Origin of the sequence: Pelagicoccus sp. SDUM812002 (assembly GCF_031127835.1) — a bacterium.
Taxonomy (GTDB): Bacteria; Verrucomicrobiota; Verrucomicrobiia; order Opitutales; family Opitutaceae; genus Pelagicoccus.
In genome coordinates this window covers 306,331-328,808 of the sequence record NZ_JARXHX010000001.1, presented here as the reverse complement: position 1 = coordinate 328,808, position 22,478 = coordinate 306,331, and the positions used below count along the sequence as shown (strand labels likewise).

12 protein-coding genes are annotated in these 22,478 nt (G+C 53.4%); 5 read left to right on the top strand and 7 right to left on the bottom strand.

What is annotated here, in order from left to right; genetic code table 11:
* Positions 1–465 precede the first annotated feature (465 nt).
* The 3 genes from QEH53_RS01300 to QEH53_RS01290 are packed head-to-tail and all read left to right on the top strand — an operon-like array spanning position 466 to position 2,669.
* Positions 466–768 carry a transposase gene (locus QEH53_RS01300; protein ID WP_309021310.1) on the top strand — a complete coding sequence of 101 codons (303 nt, stop codon included), beginning with the start codon at positions 466–468 and terminating at the stop codon, positions 766–768.
* A complete protein-coding gene (gene tnpB, locus QEH53_RS01295) occupies positions 762–1,112 on the top strand; it encodes an IS66 family insertion sequence element accessory protein TnpB (RefSeq protein ID WP_309021309.1) in 351 nt (116 codons plus the stop codon). The genes QEH53_RS01300 and tnpB overlap by 7 nt, the downstream gene beginning before the upstream one ends.
* Before the next feature lie 45 nt (positions 1,113–1,157).
* Complete coding sequence (locus QEH53_RS01290; protein ID WP_309021308.1) at positions 1,158–2,669, top strand: IS66 family transposase; 1,512 nt, start codon at positions 1,158–1,160, stop codon at positions 2,667–2,669.
* Between the two features lie 175 nt (positions 2,670–2,844).
* Here QEH53_RS01290 and QEH53_RS01285 read toward each other — a convergent pair whose 3' ends face one another.
* The 7 genes from QEH53_RS01285 to QEH53_RS01255 all read right to left on the bottom strand — a co-directional run bounded on the left by QEH53_RS01285 (position 2,845) and on the right by QEH53_RS01255 (position 17,166).
* On the bottom strand, positions 2,845–4,212 hold the full coding sequence (locus QEH53_RS01285) for a hypothetical protein (protein ID WP_309021307.1): 1,368 nt from the start codon (positions 4,210–4,212) through the stop codon (positions 2,845–2,847).
* 198 nt (positions 4,213–4,410) lie between these two features.
* The gene (locus QEH53_RS01280; RefSeq protein ID WP_309021306.1) at positions 4,411–5,790 is read right to left on the bottom strand and encodes a glycoside hydrolase family 27 protein; all 1,380 of its coding nucleotides are present in this window, start codon (positions 5,788–5,790) and stop codon (positions 4,411–4,413) included.
* Between the two features lie 10 nt (positions 5,791–5,800).
* Positions 5,801–7,816: an alpha-L-arabinofuranosidase C-terminal domain-containing protein gene (locus tag QEH53_RS01275; RefSeq protein ID WP_309021305.1), complete on the bottom strand. Its 2,016-nt coding sequence runs from the start codon at positions 7,814–7,816 to the stop codon at positions 5,801–5,803.
* Between the two features lie 19 nt (positions 7,817–7,835).
* A complete protein-coding gene (locus tag QEH53_RS01270; protein ID WP_309021304.1) occupies positions 7,836–9,644 on the bottom strand; it encodes a family 43 glycosylhydrolase in 1,809 nt (602 codons plus the stop codon).
* 45 nt (positions 9,645–9,689) lie between these two features.
* On the bottom strand, positions 9,690–10,550 hold the full coding sequence (locus QEH53_RS01265; RefSeq protein ID WP_309021303.1) for a glycoside hydrolase family 16 protein: 861 nt from the start codon (positions 10,548–10,550) through the stop codon (positions 9,690–9,692).
* A gap of 185 nt (positions 10,551–10,735) precedes the next feature.
* Entirely contained in the window at positions 10,736–13,741 is a 3,006-nt protein-coding gene (locus QEH53_RS01260) for a hypothetical protein (protein WP_309021302.1), read from the bottom strand.
* Positions 13,742–14,028: 287 nt separating this feature from the next.
* On the bottom strand, positions 14,029–17,166 hold the full coding sequence (locus QEH53_RS01255; RefSeq protein ID WP_309021301.1) for a glycoside hydrolase family 2 TIM barrel-domain containing protein: 3,138 nt from the start codon (positions 17,164–17,166) through the stop codon (positions 14,029–14,031).
* A gap of 313 nt (positions 17,167–17,479) precedes the next feature.
* Here QEH53_RS01255 and QEH53_RS01250 point away from each other — a divergent pair, with 313 nt between their 5' ends.
* Both QEH53_RS01250 and QEH53_RS24325 read left to right on the top strand, forming a co-directional pair.
* Positions 17,480–21,415, top strand: a complete 3,936-nt coding sequence (locus tag QEH53_RS01250; RefSeq protein ID WP_309021300.1) for an ATP-binding protein — start codon at positions 17,480–17,482, stop codon at positions 21,413–21,415.
* Positions 21,416–21,498: 83 nt separating this feature from the next.
* Complete coding sequence (locus QEH53_RS24325; RefSeq protein WP_369426396.1) at positions 21,499–22,353, top strand: helix-turn-helix domain-containing protein; 855 nt, start codon at positions 21,499–21,501, stop codon at positions 22,351–22,353.
* The last annotated feature ends 125 nt before the right edge of the window (positions 22,354–22,478 follow it).

Genomic DNA, 22,478 nt, shown 5'->3' with positions numbered 1-22,478 from the left:
AATGGCTAAAATCGTATCCAGTTCCATCGTGCTACGCTGCTAGCAAGGTCAATTTCGGCATAAACTCGTTGCGCTCGGTCCTGCTGGCAGGACTCTTTATACGAGATTGCCCTTCACTTCGTCCGATGAAGTGGGAGGGGCGTTCGATTTTCTTCGAAAAGCTACGTCTTTGATTTCCAGTCGGGATGGACAAGCGCCCTGGTGCCTTCCCATCGTAGGGTGTGAAAACAAACTCAGCCAAAAGATGTCGGTGCAGTTGAAGAGATTACTCAACAAGGTCTGCCGACTCAATGGCTTTGTCTACGATGCGGTCGGTTTGGAGAACGCGGGACGCTGCCAGAGCATAGTCGCGACCATCCTCCCCCGCAAGGGCTCAAAGACAATCTGTTCGGGCTGCGGGTGCAAGGTAAGCGGTATTATATCTGCCCCCTAGACGCTTGATAGCATTTCCGCTATTTTCAGTTCATGTCTACCGAACGAGGAAAACGTTACACTGAAGACCAGAAGAAAGAGCTTGTTGAGCTCTTCCGCCAAAGCGGCCTCAACGCGTCGCGATTCTGCAAGGAGATGAACGTGAGCTACCCCACGCTCAAACGTTGGCTCGGCCCCCAGCCCGCCAAGACGGTGGAGTTCGTCGAGGTCGGCGAAGCCGAACCCAACGACGCGCGACTGAGCGTCGCCTTGCCCAACGGAATCTGGGCGGAGTTCCCGCTCAGCGCCGAAAAGTCCGTCGTCGCAAGCTGGATACGGGAGCTGAAGGCATGTTGAGCTTTTCCTCTGCGGTTCGCATTTATCTCGCGGTCGACCCGGTCGATATGCGCAAGAGCTTCGACGGGCTCTATGCAGTCGCCGCCGAACAGCTGAAGGAAAATCCGCTGCAGGGAGGGATGTTCGTCTTCTCCAACAAGCGCCGCAACCGCTTGAAGATCCTCTTCTTCGACGGCACCGGTCTGTGGGTTCTGGCGAAACGCCTCGAGAAGGGAGGCTTCACCTGGCCCAGGACAGGCGGCGCCGCCAGCGGCAAGCTCAGGCTCAAGAGCGAAGCCCTTTCGATGCTGCTCGGCGGCATCGACCTTAAGGAGGGCATGGCGAAGGCATGGTACGAACGTTGAAAAAAGGTTGATTCGAAGGGCGTATCCTCTATGTAGATACGCTCAATGCCGCCCGTCGAAACAGTCTTTTCCGAGAACGAAAAGCTCAAGGCGGAGCTGTCGAAAAAGGACGGGCGCATCGCCGCGTTGGAAGCCCAGATCGCATGGTTTCGTCGCCAGGTCTTCGCGGGAGGGAAGTCCGAAAAGCTCGACTCCCGCCAGCTCGACATGCTCGAGGGCCTCCTCGAGGAGGCCAAGCGCGAGGAAACGGCCAAAGAAAAAGTCGCCTACGAACGCCGCAAGCCCACCAAGCGCCACAGCCGCGACGAGCTCTACGGCAACCTCCCCGTCACCGAGGAGGTCGTGGTCGAGCCGGAGGAGGTCGAGGCCGATCCCGACGCCTACAAGCGTATCGACGCGGAGGAAACTTTTGAAGTCAAGATCCAGCCGCCGGTCTTCTCGCGACGCAGGATCGTCCGCCCCAAGTATCGGAAAATCGACGACAAGTCCAAGGCTCCGGTTCTCGCGCCTGCCCCTTTTCGCGCGGTCGAAGGCATTGCTTCCGCCGATCTGCTCGCGTACATTGTTGTATCCAAGTTCTTGGACCACCTTCCGCTCTACCGCCAATGCTCGATGTACAAGCGCTACGGCTTTACCGTCGCTCGCCAAAACCTCGTACGCTGGGTTGAAAAAGTCGCCGAGCACGTCGAGCCGATTTACGACTGCATGGAAATGCGATTGCTCGGCGGAAACTACCTTCAGGCGGACGAAACGCCAATAAGGTACTGCGATCCCGATTACGGGGAAAAGAAAAGCCGGCAAGGCCAGCTTTGCGGCTTCACGCGTCCAGGCGCGGAGGTCTGCTACAAGTGGCGAACCTCGCGTAGCCATAAATCGGTTACGAAGCATATCGCTGGCTTCGCCGGCGTGCTGCAAGCCGACATGTATCAAGCTTACGTCAAGCTCGAGAAGGACGAAGCATCCATAGAACTAGCCGGATGCTGGGCCCACGCCCGCCGTAAGTTCTTCGAGATCAAGGAACGCCATCCCCGCGAGTGCAACCTAGTCCTCAAGCTCATAGGAAAGCTCTACGGGGTGGAGAAGACTATCCGCGAACGCCGAGCCGGCGAAGAAGGGTTCGGCGACGAGGGGGCAAAAGCTCTTCGCCTTGCGAAGGCCGCCAACACGCACGCTCGCCTCAAGCGCGTATTGGTAATCGTAAGACACGGCAAACTGCCAGCCGGCGAGTTAGCTGTAGCCTGCGACTACTCGCTCAACCATTGGGACTACCTTTCGACCTACCTCGAGCATGGCCGCGTGGACATCGACAACAACGCGATGGAAAACGCGATCAGGCCAACGGCAGTTGGCAAGAAGAACTGGTTGTTTGTCGGACATCCCGACGCGGGCAAACGGGCGGCCATCCTCTACTCGATCCTGATCAGCTGCCAGCGCCTCGACGTCCAGCCGCTGGAATACTTGACCGCCCTGCTGAAAACCGACTTGGGCAAACTTTCAAAAGAAGAGCGCTCCGCGCTCACGCCGTCGAACTGGACCAAGTCAAGGGGGCAGATTTAGTACCGCTTACGGTGCAAGTCCGCCGTCTAAGACACCTCCAGGCGGGAGAGGCGCTTCCAGTTCGTACCGCTGTGGGGGCACAAGTTCTACTTCGCCTATCGCATGAGGCGAGTGGACTGCCCGAGCTGCGGGGTGAAGGTCGAGAGCCTACCTTGGGCTGAAGTGAAAAGCCCCGTCACCAAGCCCTACGAGCTTTTCCTCGCCCGCTGGGCCAGGCATCTGAGCGGGAAGTAGGTCGCCGACACCTTCCGCACCAGCTGGGACAGCGTGTTTCGCTGGGCCGTAGAGCTTTTGCCAAGGTTCGTCGGCAGCCAGCTGTATCTTGGCTAGTGCTGTGGACCATGAGTTCCGCCTTGCCCGATCCTCCGTTCATGTATTCCTCGCTGCCGGTGAGCATCCAGAGTCCGGCGGTTTGGCTGGAGAGTCCGTGGGCTTTGTGGTTCTCGATATAGTCTGCCCAGTCGTACTTCGTATAGGTCGGGAAACCGTCTTCCGTCAGCCCGGTCGTTTCCGTATAGCTGCTGCTGGCTGGAAGCTTGTGAGTCGCGTCAATTACCTGAGGCGTGCTGGCGATCAAGGCGGGGTCGATCATTTGGCCCGTCTTGGTTTCGGAGCTGAAGGCGCGATCGAAAATAGTCGGGTCGCAGCGCATCACCATTCGGAATTGCTCGAGGTAGGCCGCTGCGTCTCCCGCTCCATGGTCGAGCTCTACGTAGGCGTGGAAGCCGGATTCGCCCGCCTGCAGCACGTAGTTAAGGGTAGCGGTAAACTCTCCCATGCGACCGGTGAAGCGGATGTGAGCTTTCTGGTCAGTACTTTCAAGCAGCTCGTAAGTGCCGTTGTATCCATAATAGCTGCCACCTGAATTCGAATCGAGGTAGAGCCTGCCGCCGTTGGCCAGCAGATTGCTGCCGCCTTCCAGTCTAAGGTCGGTGCAGACACCGTCGTCCTTGGTGAACACCGCTTGTACGATGCCGTTGTCGAGGATGATGCTGCTACCCGTGTCTGTGCTGGTGACAACGCTTTGCGGCACGCCGTCGGAAAATACGAGAGTCGGGGCGAAGTCGTCTGCTTGGGTTCCGACGCCTTCCGCGGTGCGGATATGGATGGCGAAATCTCTTCCGACGTCGGCGACCTGAGCCTCGAGGAAGATCGTAGCGGCTCCGTTGGTATCGGCTGCGATGAAGTCGCCGAGTTCTTGCGATGAAAGTTCGATGGCGCCGGTGTAGTTGCTGCCCGGGTACGTTATGCTTCCGAGGTAGCTTACTTCGTTCGCTACATGGTCGCGGTCGACGTCGGCGTTGCCGGTGGTTAGCCCGGGAGCGGTATTGTAGGAAAGCGAGGCTGCGTTCCACTTATCTTCGCCGCTGACGCCATCGTTCACTCCAAAGACGTCGATGGAGAAGGATTCGGAATCGAGCCCACTGGAAGGCACCCAGAGCTGCAGTGTCGTATTGTCGGTAGGAGCGGAGAGGCTCGAGAGGTCGAAGCGGAGAAAGGGAACCTTGTGGCGAACGGATCCGGATACGTTGCGCGAGCGCATTTCCAGGAAGGCGCGTCCACCTGAAGTGTCGTCGGGTGATTCGTCGGCGACGTCTTCGTCGGCTCCGTTTCCGTATGCGGTGTTGAGGGATTTTGGGGGATTTCAGATGAGTCGCTTTGAGTGCACTACTAGCTCTAGTCGTTGGTAGCTCTCCACGGTTTTTTCTGATAGTTGCGCCTAGACTCTGGTGAACCTACATCAATTAACCGCGCTGAGGCGGAACAATGCGGCACCGTGGTGAGGTACGGCTGCGGTGAATCTGTCGCGCGTCGCGGGAAGGTCTTCTCTCGCCCACAGGTCTCGAATCTTTACCATGCCCTCGAAGCCTAGATCGGCTACCGGTATGGCGACTGTGATTGTAGTTTTTTGGGATGCTCCTTCGGGTCGGTCTTTCGTGTTGAAGACTGCGAGGTACTTGTCTCCAGATTCTGGATCATCTGAGACCCAGGCGATAAGACCGTCCTCTGTGCGGAACAGCTGACGGTTATTTTCGCTGTGTTGGTTAACGGCGAGGACTTCGTCGTTTGTCAGGAGAGATAAGGTGAAGTCGTCTGTCTTTGTCATATCGCCTCCGTGCATGAGCGGAGATTTGGCGATGCTCCAGAGAGTCATAAGTGTATATTGCTCGGTGCGGGTGAAACGGGTAGGACGATCAAATTTGATTATCCCCAGGGGAAGCATATCAGCATCGGGCCATGCGCCGCTTATCCGGTAAGGTGTCCAGTCATGAAGGCGTTTGAATTGGTCGAGCATAGACGGCCATCCATCCCAGAAATCGTCGCTGATCCGCCATAGATTGGAATGCTGGTAGACGTGTTCTCCTGCCTCTAGCGGGGTTTCTCCGGGGGATAGGCTTAAGACAATCGGTCGTCCCGTTTTGTCTATTGCGTTGCGAATGGCTTCAATCTCGGCTTGTTGAATCGAATCGTAGGGGCGGCTTATATCATCGATTTTGACATAGTCTACTCCCCATGATGCGTACAATTTGTAGAGGGAATCATAGTATTCGGTAGCCCCCTCTTTACTCATGTCTACTCCGTACATATCAGGGTTCCATGAGCAAGTACTGGACGTGTCGGCTATATCTGCCGCTCTGGCCTGCGTCCCTCTGATTAGTGTGTTTTGCAGTACTGCTTGTCTCGGTATGCCACGCATCATGTGGATGCCGAATTTTAGCCCTTTTGAATGCACGTAGGCTGCTAGTTCCTTGAAGCCTCTTCCTTTGACGGCGGAAGGAAATTTCTCTGGTGCGGGGAGCAGACGGCTGTATTTGTCCATCGCTAGTATCGCTCCCTCCTCGTAGTCGTGTCCCTTGGCCGTAGGCTGATACCATTGAATATCGACCACTATATATTCCCAGCCATGGTCTTTGAGGTGCGTGGACATGAAGTCGGCTTGTTCTTTGATTTGCTTTTCAGTGACTGTGGTCCCAAAGCAATCCCAACTATTCCAGCCCATGGGAGGGCTCTCTGCCCAAGTATGGAAATCTTCTGCGAGAGCTGGGCAGTAACTTGATACGGCGATTCCTGCGACAAGACCTATTGTGCGCAGGGATAGGAGCGTTTTTTTGAAGTGCATCTGAGCTTTTTTAGTTTGAGAAGTTTTTGGCAGGTCGTCCGTTGACGGTAACTACTAAGAGCGAGTACGGCGGCATGTTTATGTCTAAGTGGTTTTGTATGATTGACGCTTTCTTGCTGTGTGTCTGGACGGAATTCGGATTTTCGAAAGTGTTTTCTGCGAGTGGGTTTCCTGTTAGCGTCGTTATCGTAGCGTCCGTCGTGAACTTAGCTGCTGTATCGAAATCAATCGCTAGCTTAATGGGATTTTCACTGCCGTTCACCAGCTTCGTATATAATTGCGCGGTTTGACTGTTACGAACCGTAGATGCAGTAAACCGTTGATGGATGCCGGTATAATCGCTGTGGATATATTCGTCTCCTTGCGATTGGCCAAATAGTTTTTGTACTTCGTAACTGATCGTTGGATACACGGTTTGGTTGTCGAAATAAATTAGGTCCGGGTTCCATTGCGTGTTTCCGAGCTTGGCGAGAAGGGGAGCGTAGGAAGCCATGCCAACGATATCTCCGTTACGTTCGAGCGAGGTCATGTAAGCGGCTTCGGCAAGAGCGGCACGCAAAGTCAGCTTTCGTCCTTGGTCGTGTGCTGCGTATTCCCCCAGGTATACAGTCGCTTTTGATCGATCGTACGAATCGTAGCGTTCGAGGTTTTGCCAGAACCAGTCTGGGCTTTGGTAGTAGTGCTCATCTACTATTTCGAGGTCCAGTTTGTTGGAAATGCGCCAGCCTTCCTCGTAGTCTGTCCCGTCCGGGCTCGGACCTACGGTTCCGATCACCACGATTTCTGGATGGGCATTTTTTATGGCATCATAGATTAAGGTAAAGCGCTCTTCGAATTCAGGCGTGATCTTGTCTTCGTTTCCTACCCCGAGGAATTTCAGTCCAAAAGGTTCAGGGTGGCCAGCTGCGGCTCTCTTGGAGCCCCATGTAGAATCGGCCGGACCATTTGCCCATTCTATTAGGTCGAGAATATCTTCTATATAGAGATCCAATTCTTCCAATTGGATACAACTTTGACCGCTCCCTGCAGTGTGGCCCGAGTTTTGGCAGCTGACTGCGGCGGCGACGACTGGGATCGGGATGGCTCCCATGTCTTCGCAAAATTGAAAATACTCAAAGTATCCGAGTCCTCCTGTTTGATGATAGCCCCAGAGGTTTGGCTGGCCACGGCGCTCCTCGATTGGCCCGATCGTATGTTTCCAATTATAGAAGTTTCCGATTCCGTTCCCATGGACGAGGCATCCGCCTGGGAAGCGCATAAATTGCGGTTTCGTGTCGGCTATGGTTTGAGCTAGGTCTTTGCGAAGTCCGTTTCGGTGGCCTTGGTAGGTGTCGTTCGGGAATAGCGAAATCATATCAAGGGCGATGCCTCCGGCTTCAGTGGCGATGATTTCGAGTTGGCCCGCGATAGCGGACTTTTTGGCGACGAGCGTTGTTTCCAGTTTTGACCATTCATTGCCCGATTCGGGTAGAGGCGCTTCGGCGATGGTTTCACCCTCTGAGTTGAGAAGTCGGGCAAGGAGCCCGAGTGGTTTCTCGTCCAAAGTATCAGGCGACCAACGGTTTCCTTTATATAGTTGGCGAGCGAAGAGGGACAGATTGTACGATTCGCCTTTATCAATCGAAATTCCATTAAACCCTCGATTGCGAATGGCAGCCTTCCCTCCGGGATCTTCGACTTTGAATACACCGTACTTAGGGTTGTTTTGATGGATAGGGCGTCCGCCATCTACGATGAGGGTGGCTTGCCCGTCGCCTTCGAGCGAGACCTCCCAAAAGGAGAGGGCGTTCCAGTCTGGTTGCTCTAAGGCGGAATATTCGAACGACCTGTTTTGAACGAGCTCTGCGTAGAGTCCGCCGTCTGCAGCGTAGTTGAGATCCTCATAGAAGATGCCAAACAGGTTCGAGCTAATCGCTTTCGCTGGTTGGTTGAGGCGGACTTTAAGATCGACTGAAATAGGCTCGGAAGCGTTTAGGGAAGTCGACAAGGCAAGCCCGAATGAAGCGAGGAAGAGCAGAGGTCTCATGGTTGATTTTCAGGGTTGGCTAATTGATTGGTTCGCCTGTTGAGTTTGGAGCAAAGGGCGTAGACATGGGATCCATGGGTAGAATATTGCCACTGTCGTCGAATTCCATGCGAACGAGGCAGGTTTCGCGTTTGTATCCACCTCCGCCGGGAACGGCGTGGCGATGGTAGGCAACGTACCACCGGTCGGTTCCGGGGACTTTGACAATACTGTGGTGGGCGGTGCCTTTGGCGGCTCCGTTTTGTCGGAGGACGATGAAGTTCTCTTCGCTGTCTGGAGTTCGAACAGGTCCGTATGGAGATTCGGATACGCCCCAGCCAACTCGATAGTCGGGGCTCCGTGCGTCGTCGATGGACCACATGAAGTAGTAGAGACCCTCTCTTTTGAAGACTACGATGCCTTCGCGAAATTCTCTGAGCGGGATTTCGATCGGTTCGCTATTGAAGGAGATCATGTCATCATTTAATCGATACACGGTGGGCGTGCCGTTGCCGAAATACAGGTAGGCTTGGCCGTCGTCGTCGATGAAGGCGTGGGGATCTATTGTGTAGGTCTTGTGATTGGCGTTAGCGATGAATGGCTTGCCGAGCGCGTCTTTGAATGGGCCTGTGGGCGATTCGCCGATGGCAACGCCGATGTTTCCCTCGCCGCAGAAGTAAAAGTAGTACTTGCCATCACGTTCGATACAATCCGGTGCCCAAGCGTTGTTGTTGGCCCAACTGACGTCTTGGGTGATATCGAGGATAATGCCTTCCTTTTGCCAATCGATCAAGTTGGGCGACGACCAGACGGCGAATTCTGTAGTGTTCCAGTAAGGACGGTCCGAGGTCGGATAAATGTAATAGAGGTCGCCAAAGACGCGGATAGCTGGATCGGCAGTGAATTCAGGTAGAACTGGGGAAGGGGCGACGGCAGCAGCTTGAGCGCGTAGAGACTCGACGAGCTTAGCGGGTGCCCGGAAGATTGAACCGTGCCGCTGGCCTTCAGGAAGGGCAACCGTTTCGGAAATGTTCTGCCAGCTTGCCCAGTCTTTGGATACACGAGCACCATAGTGGTGATCGGCATAGTAGTCGAAGTAGACGATGGTTTCGTTACCGGTATTGATGATTGTGGGTCCCTCTGCTTGTTCTTTCTTAAGTACAGTTTCGGAAAGCAATTCGTATGGGCCTAGCAGATCCTTTGAGCGACCGACGTGGATAGACCCGAAGTCTTTTATATTCTGGTCGTCGGTTTCCTTGAGGACTGCATAGTAGTGCTCGCCTTGCTTTAGTAAGGTGGTGTCAATGTTGTTGAATCCCGGATCGAAAAAAAGGCTTGGAGGAGTGAATCTTTTGAAATCCTTTGTAAGGGTGTAATAAGCTCTGTATTCGTATTCTGTAGACGTGTCATCTTCCACCGCAGTTGACCAGACTATGAGGAATTGCTCGCTTTCAACGTCGTAAAAGATCTCCGGAGCCCAGCAGAGTTTTGCTCCCTCGAAGTCGGTCATGAGTGGGAGGAAGCGTTGTTTCGACCAATCTTGCAGGTTCGTGGAGGAGGCGTAACCGATGCCGAGATCCTTCCAGCCACTGGTCCAAACCATGTGGTAGGTTCCATCGGGACCCAGTTCTATGTCAGGATCTCGCAATAGCTTGGAGCCGACTTCTGGCCTGAGGTAAATGGTGTCTAGGTCGGTCCAGTCTTTGGCGTCGTGGCTGTAGGCGAGGTGAAGTCCGTCGCCGTTGCCTCGAAAAGAAGTAAGCAGGTAGCTGCTTGCTGAATGATCCTCGGCACCTGTGATGCTGGCAACCAGAAGTAAGTAGAAGATAGGGGCAAAGCGTTTGATCATTCCAAATGAGACTGGCGGTGATTGTATTCGATTAGTAGAAGGTTTTTAGTCTGATTTAGCGTTGTCCTCGAGTTGGTAAACTCGGACATAGTCTATTTCGTAGCGTTGTGGGAATGAGGTCTCCGAAGGGCTGCCGCCGTTTGCTCCGATTGCGAGATTGAGCAGGATGTAGTGAGGTTGGTGAAACGGATTGAAACCGTCCGGCTGTTCCGTGTTAGCAATAGGAATCGTGTTTAGATGTTCGTCGTCGAGACTTATGCTAATGCTGTCCGAATTCCATTCCATGGTCCATATATGAAATTTTTCTCCCCATTCTGGATCTTTGGCGAGGAAATGCGAGTAAGGGGTTTTTACAACGTCCCAAATCGGTGGATACATTGACGCGCTTGGCCAAGCTGCGTTTGCAAGGATCGTGGGCTTGCCTTCAGAAAGATAGAATTCCATTATATCGATTTCGCCACAGGCGGGCCATCGTCGATCGTCTCCTAAGGTCCAAATAGCTGGCCACATGCCAGTAGGATCTGGGATGCGTGCCTTGACCTCTAGTTTACCGTATTGAAAAGAGAAGTTGTTATAGGTCTTTAGGCAGGCGGAGGTGTAGTTTGCAAGGGGGCGATTGAGCTTCCAATTGTCGCTTCCAGAAATGTAGTTGGGGTTGGATATATTTTCTTTTTTAGCCTCGATGACCAAATGCCCGTCTTTTACTTGAGCATTTTCGAGTTGGTACCATTGCAGCTCCTCGTTGCGTGAAAAGCCAGTTTCAGCACTCCAGATATCTGGATTGGGTGGACCATCCGTTTCGAATTCGTCGGCGAAAATGAGATGCCAGTCCCGGCTTTCGCCGTAGGCGACAGGACTTGTCAAAAGAATGGAGAAACAGGTTAGAATTATATGAAGGGGTTTCATTGTAGATAACTATTTTGAATGACGGAGTATGCTGAGCCTCAGGAGGTTTTCTGACTACGCTGGGTCTTTGGGTCTGCGTGTTTTCCAGATTGTGGGTCGCTACTAAACTCGGTCCTATCTGAGGGTTTATATTAAAAGAGGGGACAGTTGCGTCCCCTCTTATTATTGTTGTGAATCTTCCGCTACTAGAATCTGATTTTGCTGGATAGGATAAATTCGCGAGGGGTCTTTTGCGTGTATGCGGTATAGGTTCCATCGGTGTAAACTGTGATGGGTTCGAAACCGCTTTCGTCGAGAAGGTTGCGGATGTTTAACTGAATTTCCCAATCAAGATCGTGTTGTCCGAATGTGAACGGCATCGAATAGGAAAGCCATGCGTCCATCTCGAAGATTTCGGAACCTTTAATTGGGCGGCTTAGGTCGCTGAGGCGTGGAGCGGCAGGGTTGATGGGATTTTCCATGCTTTCGTAGCCGATGGTGTCGGCGCTGCGCCAGCGAGCTGCACCCCCTAGGGACAGACGCTCGAGCTTATTTTGAAAACGATAGTTGGCGATCAGGTTAGAACGCCATTTCCGTCCACGTGTGGTGGCGGATCCCTCTGATGCCTTGAACTCTTCGACGCGATTGAGAGCTTCGAGCAAACCATAACCTGTGGAGTTCGCATCATTGATCCAGTCGTCGTTCCACTCTGGCATGTCTGTGTCCCACTGACCCCATGCGGGGTATCCAAAATACTTTTCCCAGGTCGAGTAGCGTTCATCGACGTATTCCTGCAAGAGCGGAACGACGCGAAGATTGACGGCTTCGGTTTTGGCAAGAGTGAATCGAATGTCGAGCTGAGGGGTAGGCTGATAGAAGAGTTCCATTTCATAGCCTGAGGATTCGAAGTCACGAGTGGCCCGTACGTCGTCGTTCACTTCCACGATGTGGATGTCCTCGGTGTTACCGAGTCGCTCGGCATAGACTGATACCATTCCCCATGATGCATCCATGTTACCACCGACTCCCCACTTGGGCTCTTCATAGTACCAGTCAAATTCGACGTTATCGATCGATGTGTTGGAATATTTAGTGATCTTCGCATGTAGCTTCCCCTCGAAGAGTTTTAGGTTGATTCCGTAGTCTTCTCCGAGACCAGATCCAGGAGGTAGGGAGTTTCCGTTCCAATCGAGATAGTTGCCCTGCGGATTGAAGGCGTTGGAACGATTGTAGGTGAGGGATAGCCATTCGAGTGGCGTGTGGTAGACTAGGCCGTGATTGCGAGTGATGCCTGCTTGGACCGTAGGATCTGGGTTGAGATCGATGCCATCAACGATGAACTCTTGGGTGACTGGATTGCGGTCGCCAAAAGAAGCTCGGTAGGATTTCTGTTCATCTTCTCTGTATCCAAAAGTGAATACGAGGTCTCCTTCTAGGAACGCGCTTTGGGTTACGAATAGCTTCCCTTCGACTTCGCTGCGAGTCATGGAGGGGATGCCGTCTCCGGCTATAGATCCGATCAGGTTGTCCCACGGAGCGGGTTTGAATGTGGTAGGAAAGGCGACTCCGTCCGAGTCTCCGCCTAGTTCGGGTACATCGAGGTAGTAGCGCGTCTTGATGTTGTTTAGGCCGTCCTCGTCGAATTCGCCGATCCAGTAGTCGCCTTGGTTCAGCATGCGGCGCTTGATCTTGAAGTTGTCCTCGGATTCCTTCTGGTACATCAAGGCGATGTTGTGATTTCCGAGCCATCCTTTTTCTATTTTGGCGAAATCTAGATTATACGACAAGGTAGCACGAGTTGCCTCCAGCTCTGTTTGCTGGGTGTATCCAAGATATTCGGACTCGACCATGTAGCGGCCGCGATTCGGGTTGATAGCGAGGTCGCCATCGGTCTGGCCAACCTCGTAGGGAAGGTAGTAGTTAGCGTCGGCCTCGATCCCGGCTAGTCCGAAGCGGATGCCTTCGTGTTGGTCGCGATCGTAGTTTTCGTTATTATAGGCGAGCTCTAGGTAGAGGTCATCGGTGAACTTGTGTTCGACCACTACGTTCGTGATGTCTCCCTTAAGAGTCGTGGTTGAAGCCAGACCGGTGAAATTGGTATCGGTAGGCACTATGCTGTCGTCTGTGAAACTGCGTTGGACAGGTAGTGTACGGTCCCAGGAGAGACCGGTGTTTTCCCAGACTCGAGCTTGTACGGTTTCGTCGGATCCGAGGTAGCCGTCGGCCATGTAGACTCGGTCCTGGTACCCTATCCCGCCGTCGTTGACGTAGCCGGAAAGGGCGGGCATCTCCTGCCAACTTGCTCCGTCGTCGGTGGTCCAAAGCCCGGTGCTGTAGTCAAAGAGCGGTTTGCCTGCGTCGATCCACGAAGTGATGCGATCTTGCATCAGGATGGAGCGCGCTCGTACGCGGTAGTCGCTCATGTCTTCGTAGCTGGCTCGAATTTGAGTATTTTCGAGCGGGTTCGCGGTGAAGGAGAGGTAGTAGCGTTGCTCGTCGTCGAACTCCGGATCTTTAAACGTCTTAAGCTTTTGATCCATCCCCGCCACTCGTACGGCGAGCTTGTCCCCAATAAGGGGCACATTGAGGTCGAAGCTGCCGCGTAGGCTACCGTTGTTATCGGTGCGAAGACCGACACTGCCGCTTTGCTTTTCGTCGTAAAAGGCACGCAAAGTCGAAGAGTCGATAACGCCGGATGGACTGCCGAGGCCGAACAAAATGGCGCTAGGGCCGCGCGCAATGGTTAGGGTCTCAGTATTGTACTGATCGGATCGGAATTTGGTTTTGAAGAATCCGCGGGTTGGGGTGCCAGCGGCGATGCCGCGGACTCGAGTTTGCGTGGTGGAGGCTACACTTTCACCTTCGCCGTCGTCGGGAGCGTATTCGTTCTCGTTCTCGACATTGACGGAGTAGAGCAGCGCTTCCTGAGAGTTGGACGCGGCGAGGTCTTCCAACAGCTCTTTAGTGAATACGCTAATTGGAGCGGCTACGTCCTTCATATCAGTACGGAGGCGCGTTCCGGCGAGCGTGCTGGTGGCGCGATAACCTTTGTTTGATTCCGCGCTGACTGTGAAGGGTGAAAGCTCGAAGATCTCTTCGTCCTCGTCTGTTTGGGCTTGGAGGAACGGTGAGGCTATCAGGCTCGATAGAGCGAGGGCAGTATACGACAAGAATGCGGTTCGGCCGCACCCATTATTCGGGGTTATTCTCATAGGGTGTCTGTGGTTTGTGTTTTTCAGGGTGTTGCTCCAGGTGTGAGCGAAAATCGCTAACACCTGAAATCAGTGGGTAGCGAAGAGTCCGGACCAGCTAATAAGTAAGAGGTCTCATTCATCTTCGTTGTGGGGTGAACTTACCACATGTTAAATGGCGAGCGTTATCTACGATGTAACAATTGGATTGCGAATTTGTAACATCCGTATAACTCTTTGATATACATGCGATTAGGTTGTGATGTTTTCTCTCAGTGACTGTAAAATACCGTCGTTCTGTCGGACTTTTAGTAGATCGGACTGATCATATAACTGTATTCGTAGTCCGTGGCAGGGAGTCGGTACTTTTGGTGCGGCATTGCGCCCCAGCTGTTGTCACCACCAACGCCCATCTGGGAGTGGTCGATGTTTACACTGACAAGGGGACGACGCTCGACGTCGCTCATATGGCGTTGGGCCTTTTCCAAGCCAGGGTCGAAGTCTGAATCGTATTGGTGGCGAGCATTGAATCCGAACAGTCGATTGGTAGAGTCGATCCGGATGCCTTGTCCCGACGCGTCGACAAGCTCTAGCCAACGACAGTCAGTGCGATAGCCGTTTTCTTGGGGGCGAGCGTAGGAAAATCCAAGGTCTTCCACTGGGCTTCGATAGACTGCTGCAAAAGCGGCCGAGTTGCGGTCTTGGTAGTTTTCGAAGGGGCCGCGTCCGTAGTATGCGACTTCTTCGAAGTCATCGAAGAATACGAGATTGTTGCCGAATCGTGGCAGATCAGGCAGGTCCGAGGAGACATTCTCTAAACGGTTCCTAACTAAGATTTCGCCGGCTCGATTGACGGAGTAGCTAATTGTTAATGAGGCGTCTACAGCCGGGAGTTTGTAGGTGGCGACGATGGATGCGGCGCCTGATTCGAGCAGTTTCGATTCGAAGGAGACGAGCTTGGGCTCCTCGCCTGCTGTTTTCCAGACTCGCCACTCCTTTTGCATTTCATAGCCGAAGTCGTTGTCGGTGGGGGCTCGCCAGAAGTTGGGACTTAGCGGCTCTTTGAGAATTGGCTTGTTTCCGTAGACGAGCGAGTCGGGGAAGCCGGTTTGCTCGTCGAAGCCCAACTGGAAGTGGCGATTAACCACTTGGATGCGGCTTTGCGTTTCAATAGAGAGTTCGTCGCCAGGAGCTTCAGCTTCGAAGCGAGCGAATGAGTGGGATCCGATCTGGAATTGTTCGGCGGCCACGAGGTGGTTTGCGCGGACGAGGACCGTTTCCTTTTTCGTATGGGCGGAAATTTTGAGCTGGTATTCGGAATTTGGATCAAGATCCCAGTCGAGGTTCAGGGTAGTCCGTTTGCTCTGGCCGGGAGCGAGTTCGATATAGGCGAGTTTCGATTTGACGACTGCTATTCCGTTTTTCGAAAGGGTCCAGTAAAGGTCGAATTCGGAGAGGTCGGTAAATGCGTATCCGTTGTGGATTTCGACGCTGGATGTTGCTGGATCGAAATCGCGAAACTTAATGTACTGGTAAACCTTTTTGACTTCATAGAGGGCGGGGTGCGGCGATCGGTCGGCGTTGACGATGCCGTTCAGGCAGAAATTCTCGTCGTTTTGCAGGTGTTCGGCCTCGAGATCTCCTCCGTAGGCCCAGTAGGGCGAGCCGTCCTCCGCTTGGGCGGAGATGCCTTGGTCGACCCAGTCCCATATGAAGCCGCCTTGGGCGGCGGGATGGTTCTCTATCGCGTCCCAATAGTCTTGGAGGTTGCCTACGCTGTTGCCCATCGCGTGGGCGTACTCGCAAAGAATGATTGGGCGTTCGGGCGATTCCGAGGCGTACTTTTCGATGTATTCGATCGATGAGTACATGGGTGCCTGAATGTCTGTGTTGCTGAATTTCGTAGCCCCCTCGTATTGGACGGGCCGCGTGCTGTCATTGGCTTTGAGCCAGTCGTAGGTCGCGAAGAAATTCTGGCCGTTGCCCGCTTCGTTGCCGAGGGACCATACGATGATGGAGGGATGGTTTTTGGAGCGGTGGAACATGCGTTGCACGCGGTCGAGGTGGGTGGACTTCCATTCCGGAAGGTAGGCGGGGTGTATCGACTCGTCGAATTCGCCTTGGTTGGTCGCTCCCATGCCGTGCGTTTCGATATTGGCCTCGTCTACCACGTAGAAACCGTACTCGTCGCAAAGCTTGTAGAAGAAGGGATTCTTCGGGTAGTGGCTGCAGCGGATGGCGTTTATGTTGTTCCGTTTCATCAGCTGTAGGTCCAGTCGCGTGGTCTCTTCGCTGATAACGTGTCCCGTCACGGGATCGTGATCGTGGAGATTGACGCCTTTTAGGTAGACGGGCTCTCCATTGACCCGAAGCTGAGCGTTCTTGATCTCGACTTTGCGAAATCCTATGCGCGCGGAGGTGTATTCAGATTTTCCGTTCTTGGGAGTGACCTTGAGTCGGAGGGTGTAGAGCTCAGGCGTTTCAGCGGTCCATTTGCGAACTAACGGCACTTCCTTGGAGACGATGAATTCCGATTTGTCCTGAGCGGGGATGACGGCACGAGTCGCGAATGCGAGCACTTCGTTTTGCTGGTCGTCCAGCAAGGTTCCTTCGACCGAGAGCGTTTCTTCTGCGTCGCTTTTGTTCGTCAACAGCAGTTGTCCCGAGAAGAGTCCGTCTTGATAGTTTTTGTCGAGGTCGGCGACTACGCGGAAATCGGTCAGCGTAGCCGGGTTGGTGGCGAAGAGCCAAACGTCTCTCTCGATGCCGCTCAGTCGCCAGAAGTCTTGGTCTTCGATGTAGCTCGCGTCGGACCAGCGGTAGACTTGGACCGCGAGCAGGTTTTCACCGGGTTGGAGGGCCTCGGTGATATCGAATTCCGCTTCGGTCTTGCTGCCTTCGCTGTAGCCGATGAAGCTCCCGTTGACCCAGACGTACATGGCGCTGCGGACCGCTCCAAAGCTCAGGTAGACACGTTGTCCGTCCCAGCTTTTGGGAACCGAGAAGCTACGGCGGTAGCTGCCCACGGGATTGTCCGAGTGGTCAATGAAGGGCGGATTTTTGGGGAATGGGTATACGATGTTCGTGTAGATAGGTACTCCGTAGCCTTCGAGTTCCCAATTGGAAGGGACGGGAATGCTGCCCCACCCGGTAGCGTCGAAGCTCGGTTCGTAGAATCCGGCCGGCCTGTCTGCTGGTTTTGGGACCCAATTGAATTGCCAATCTCCATTCAGGCAGCGGGCGTAGTCCGACTTTCCCTTGCGGTCGGCCAGAGCTGACTCGGCGCTCTGATAGCGAGTGAAGGACGCGTGCGGCGCCTCGCGATTGATCTGAAAGATTTCAGGATCTTCCCACTCGTGGCGGACTCCGTTGGCCAGTGCATGCGAGCAAGCGAGAAGGGCAATGCATAGCAGGGACTGGGATGGTGTTTTAAAGGGGCTATTCATCTTGGGTTTTCTTTAGGCTTTGTTTTAGGCCGTCGAATGATCTGTAAGCTGCTATTTCTGTGTTTTTTGATATCGACGCAGGAAAATGCGGATTTCTTGTGCGAAGACGGACTCGGCAGAATAGCGAATTGTTAGGAATCTTGTTATCAAATATGTAACAAAAGCCTGGGGAAATTGTATCGCGATTTGTAAAGCCATGACTTTCAGCTATATAAAAAGGACTGAAAAAGCGCTTAGTTTGCTGTTTGAAATTTGATGTCTGGACAGCGGTTTGGCGCTGACCTTTTTGGTGATTGAACCCCCGCCCATTCGCGTGTCCCCAATTGCTAGTATAGTCCGCTTTGCTCTCCTCATCCTCGTGTCGCTTTGTCTATTCGTGCAGGGGGCCCTATGCTTACGCGACTACGAGCCGGACCGAGGCTCTGCAATCGAAGAGCCTTGGCGTTGGAGTTCCTTGGAGTCGCTCAAAGGGAAACCAATTGTCTGCGCCGCTGCGGATGGGAAGGGGGTCTTGTGGATGGGGACGACGACCGGCTTGGCGAGTTATGATGGTGTCGAGTATCAAAACCATCCCTATGGAGACGTGGCTGGCTTTGGCTTGCCGACTTGCGTGATGCCATCGGATTGGGGTGCCGTCTATGTCAACACGGTAACTGGACTTTTCGTTTGGACACAGGAGGGCGGTTGGAGCCAGATGCTGTCCTATCCTGGGGAGCAGCGCACGCGCAACATTCGAGCGGCATGGACTCGGGAAGGCGACATTCTGCTCGGCGCTCAATCGAGCCTCGCCCGCATTTCACAAGGCAGGTTGACCTTGCTCGGGTCTGTGCCACATGCGGTGACCAGTGTCGTCATTGACAATCAAAACAGGTTGTGGCTCAGCACGCTCGAAGATGGCCGGGTGTATTCCTGCTCCTTAGACGATCCGAGCTTGCTCGAAAATTCCGATACGTGGCGCATTTATGATACGACGCCAGGCAGGAAACCTCAGAAGACGATGCTTTATTGGCGACGAAGCGGTGAACTCTGGGCAGTGAACTCATTGCCGGATTGTCCTCCTTTGCGATTCGACGCCCAACAGGACGTTTGGAAAGTGGTTGATCGTGTATCGAGCCAAATGGATAGCCACAAGCATGAGGATCTGATTGAGGCCTCGGACGGTACTTTGCTTATCCATACTCGGAATTCTCTGGTAGTGGAAGCGCGTGATGGCTGGAAGGAGCTGAGGCATCCCGAATACAAGATTCCTTCGAGTACTCCATTCTTGGTCAACTTGGCAGACGGAGCTTTCGTGATGGGCGCTCGAGGAGACACGACTTTCAAAATCGATATGACGAACGAGTCTTGGGATTCCCTCTACGGCCTTCATTTCCAATGCGAAGGCGAAGACGGGATGCAGTGGTTTCTGAGCCGGAGCGGTGAGGCAGTTCGCTTCGATCCCAGTCGATCCGAATGGGTCGCGTTCGATGCCGAGGATGGAGTGATCGATTCGGCGTCCGCCTTGTTCCTTTCGAGCGACGGGGTACTTTGGGCCTTGGGATCCCACTCCGGGCGAGCGGCAGTATCATTATGGGATGGAACGTTTTGGGAGCGACGGATTCACGCCGAGGTCGGGACGCGCTTTAGCTATCTTTCGGCCCGGGAGTTGCAGGATGGGACGGTGCTCTTCGGTGTCGGAAATTTGCCCTTTGAGGAAAATGATTCGACGGGAGGTATCGTGGCCTACCGAAAGGAGGGCGGACAGTACCGGTCTCGTAGACTGCGAGAGGGATGGATCGACCAGAGAGTGGTGGGGATCGCCGAGGTGACGCCCACTGAGCTTTGGTTAGGTGGAGAACTGCTGAAGCATCAAGAAAACGGGCACACGGAAACCATTACGGACCTCAGTTTTCTCAACAATATTTGGATCGATCATTTGATGAAGGATACAAGGGGTGACCTATGGCTGGCCATTGGCGGCGTAGGAGTCGCCAGAAAGTCGGGCGCGAACTGGACGCTATTCTCAGAGGAAGACGGCCTCGTCAGCAATCAGGTGGTCTACTTGGAGGAGGACTTTTCAAAGCCAGGACACATTTGGGTAGCGACGGACGAGGGAGTAGGACACTTTGACGGCAAATCCTGGACCGACGCTCTGTTTCCCTCTTCTTTTGCCATCAATCGGGAAAGCGGCACGCTTAAGCAATCGCGCGACGGGTCGCTTTGGCTGAATTTCGGTGATCGAGATTGGTATTTTCGAACGGAAGTCGCCAAGGATTCCGAATCGAATCGGGGCAGCGGATTTCGTACTATTCGCTATCGCAAGCAGGTGGGAGCCCCCTGTATCGAGATTTTGGATTACGAGCCGCGTTTGGCGGAACCCGGCTATCCCTATTTCAGCTGGAAAGGCGTTGATCGCTGGACGAGGACGTCGAGCGAGCAGCTTGAGTATTCGTTTCGTCTGGACCGTGGAGATTGGTCCAGCTACGACCGAAAGACCGAGACCATTTTGTTGCGGGTAGAACCAGGAAAGCACCAGTTCGAAGTGCGCGTTCGCGATGGGGATGGGAATGAAAGCGTGGAGCATGCACTCGCCCAATTCGTAGTCGTCCCGCCATTGTGGAAACGGCCTTGGTTCATTGGCTTGGCGAGCATCGTGTCGTTGGCGCTGCTTGCATCGATCTACACGATCATAAGGCAGCGGATACGACGGATCATCGAGCTCGAGGAGTTTAAGATTCAATTCTTCACGAACCTATCGCACGAGTTGCGAACGCCTTTGACCGTGATCATCGGACCACTGGAGCGATTGGTCGCCAAGCAAGATGGCCATTTGCCCAACGCCTTGCTTAGTCTGGCTCTCAAGAATGCCAGAAAGATGAACCATATCGTGGATCAATTGCTGGACTTCAGAAAGTCGGAGTCAGCGAAGATGCCTGAGTTGCGGGTGAAGGACGATCTGCTGCGCTTCGTCCGCCATGAGCTAGATCTGCATCAACCGCTTGTCGAAGACAAGGGGCAGACCTTGGACTTTTCCAGCAACATCGACCGCTACATCACTTGGCTGGACTATGACAAGTTGGAGAAAATCCTCAGCAATCTGCTGAGCAACGCGATCAAGTTCACACCGGAAGGAGGGATTGTTTGCGTGAGGCTGCATGTGGAGGTGGAAGATGGACTCGAACTCATCGTGGAAGATCAAGGACCTGGGATTTCCGAGGCGGAACAGGAGAGCGTATTCGAACCATTCGTGCAGGGGAGCTCGGCAAGGTTGATAAAGCGAAGGGGGACGGGAATTGGCTTGGCTCTAGCGCGGCGCTTGGCGAGAACTTGCGGAGGCGAGATAAGTGTGGAAAGTCCATGTTTGGCAGATGGAGTCAGCGGTTCTCGTTTCATTCTCGAATTGCCGATCCGCAATGGATCGAATGCTGAGAGCTCGGCGGGGTCTCTCCCGGCCAGCCATGAGGGTGACACGAAAGAGGACTCCAATGAATCTTCGCAGGATAAAATGACCTTGCTTGTCGTAGACGACAGCGACGATGTGCGCGGCTTTTTGGTGTCGGAGCTCGGAGACGACTATTTCGTGATTCAAGCGAGAGACGGGGAAGAAGGCTTAGCATTGGCATTGGAGCAAGTGCCCGACGCGATTGTCTCCGATGTCGCGATGCCGATCATGGACGGCAATGAGCTCTGCCGTCGGCTTAAGGAAAACGAGGCGACGTGTCACATCCCGATCGTCATGTTGACGGCCCATAAAACGCCGCGGCACGAGCTGGCGAGTCTAGAGCTGGGAGCGGACGATTTCGTCGGCAAGCCGGTCAATGTCGAGATCCTCAAGAACCGTATCCAGAATTTGATTTCAGCGCGGGAGCGCTTGCGAAGGATGTTTTCGGAATCCGCCAGGGTGATTGATTTGATTCCACGCAGCGCGGTTGTGGAGGATAAAGACCGCGTATTTTTGGAAAAGGCGCGGCAGATTGTCTTGGACAACCTTCAAAATACGCAATTCGACGTGGAGCGCTTCGCGGAGTCTCTTGGCATGAGTCGCATGACGCTTTATCGCAAAGTGAAGGCTGTGACCGATATGTCGCCAAATGCTTTTATTCGGAGCGTACGCCTGAAGCTGGCTGCAGCTGGTTTGAAGACAGGCAAATACACCGTGTCGGAAATAGCCGAAAACGTGGGCTATCAAGAGCTCAGCTACTTCAGTGCTTCTTTCAAGAAGCAGTTCGGTGTCACGCCATCTGAATACGCGAAGAAAGAGGATGCATAGTGGTGGAGTTCGAACGCATTTAAAACCCAATTTTGAAAAGGAGAAAACCATTCTCTTTATCCAATTGTTATTTCTACTCGACTATGAACAGTGCTTTGCAAATCTCAGTGTCTACTAAAACGTCTAGTTCGGCGTATGGAAATTTCACTACAGCAGGCGGATCGGTTTGGGCCTATGGATTCGAGGCTTGTTCGCGTGAGTACGAAGAAGTGATGCCAAACGGTTTTCATTTGCCAGTATTCGAATTGGTTCTTCGTGGGGAGGGTGTCGTGAGCCTCGGGGAATCGAGTAAGGAGGTGCGGCGTGGCTTCGCTTGGATTTATGGTCCGAACGAAAATGTGGTTTGCCGAACGTCTCACACACTCCCTTTGCAAAAGGTGTTTTTCGTTCTCATAAAAGGAAACGCTAAAGAGACGTTTCTTCGTAATGACTGCTATGGCATCTACGACTGTACCGCTCGAGTCGATTTACTGGAGGCTCTATATCGGGAGTTGGTTGTCGTTGCTAAGCGGAGTTCGCGGTTTTCCACTCGCTCTCTGGAATGTATCGTCAATTCTTTGTTCGCCCTTGCTCTAGAGGCAGGTGTAAGTCGGGCGAATAGACCGCAAGGCGCACATTTGGCTGAGCGAGCGTTGTCGGTGTTGGAAAGGGATTTCGCATCGATCCAAAGCGTAAGTGAGTGGGCTGGACTACTGAGCATTAGTTCGGGGCATCTTTCACTAGTCATAAGTAGTTTCGTTGGCAAAGCTCCTTATTATGTGCTTCTTGATCACAAAATAAACCGAGGGTTTCATTTGCTAAACTCCGGGGTGGGGTCGGTAAAGGATGTGTCCGAAATGCTAGGCTTCGAGGATCCGTTTCACTTTTCTCGTCTCTTCAAGAAACGCATAGGATTTCCGCCGAGTTTAGCGATTTCGCGAAACTTTCCCAGACTTTGATAAAAGGGGCACGGGTATTGGTCATTTAGTAGATCGATTTATCCATGTTTGGTCATGGATGTCTATGGCAGAGGGGAATGAAAATAGACATACTTGGCATTGGTCATCCTTGTCGAGACAGTTTT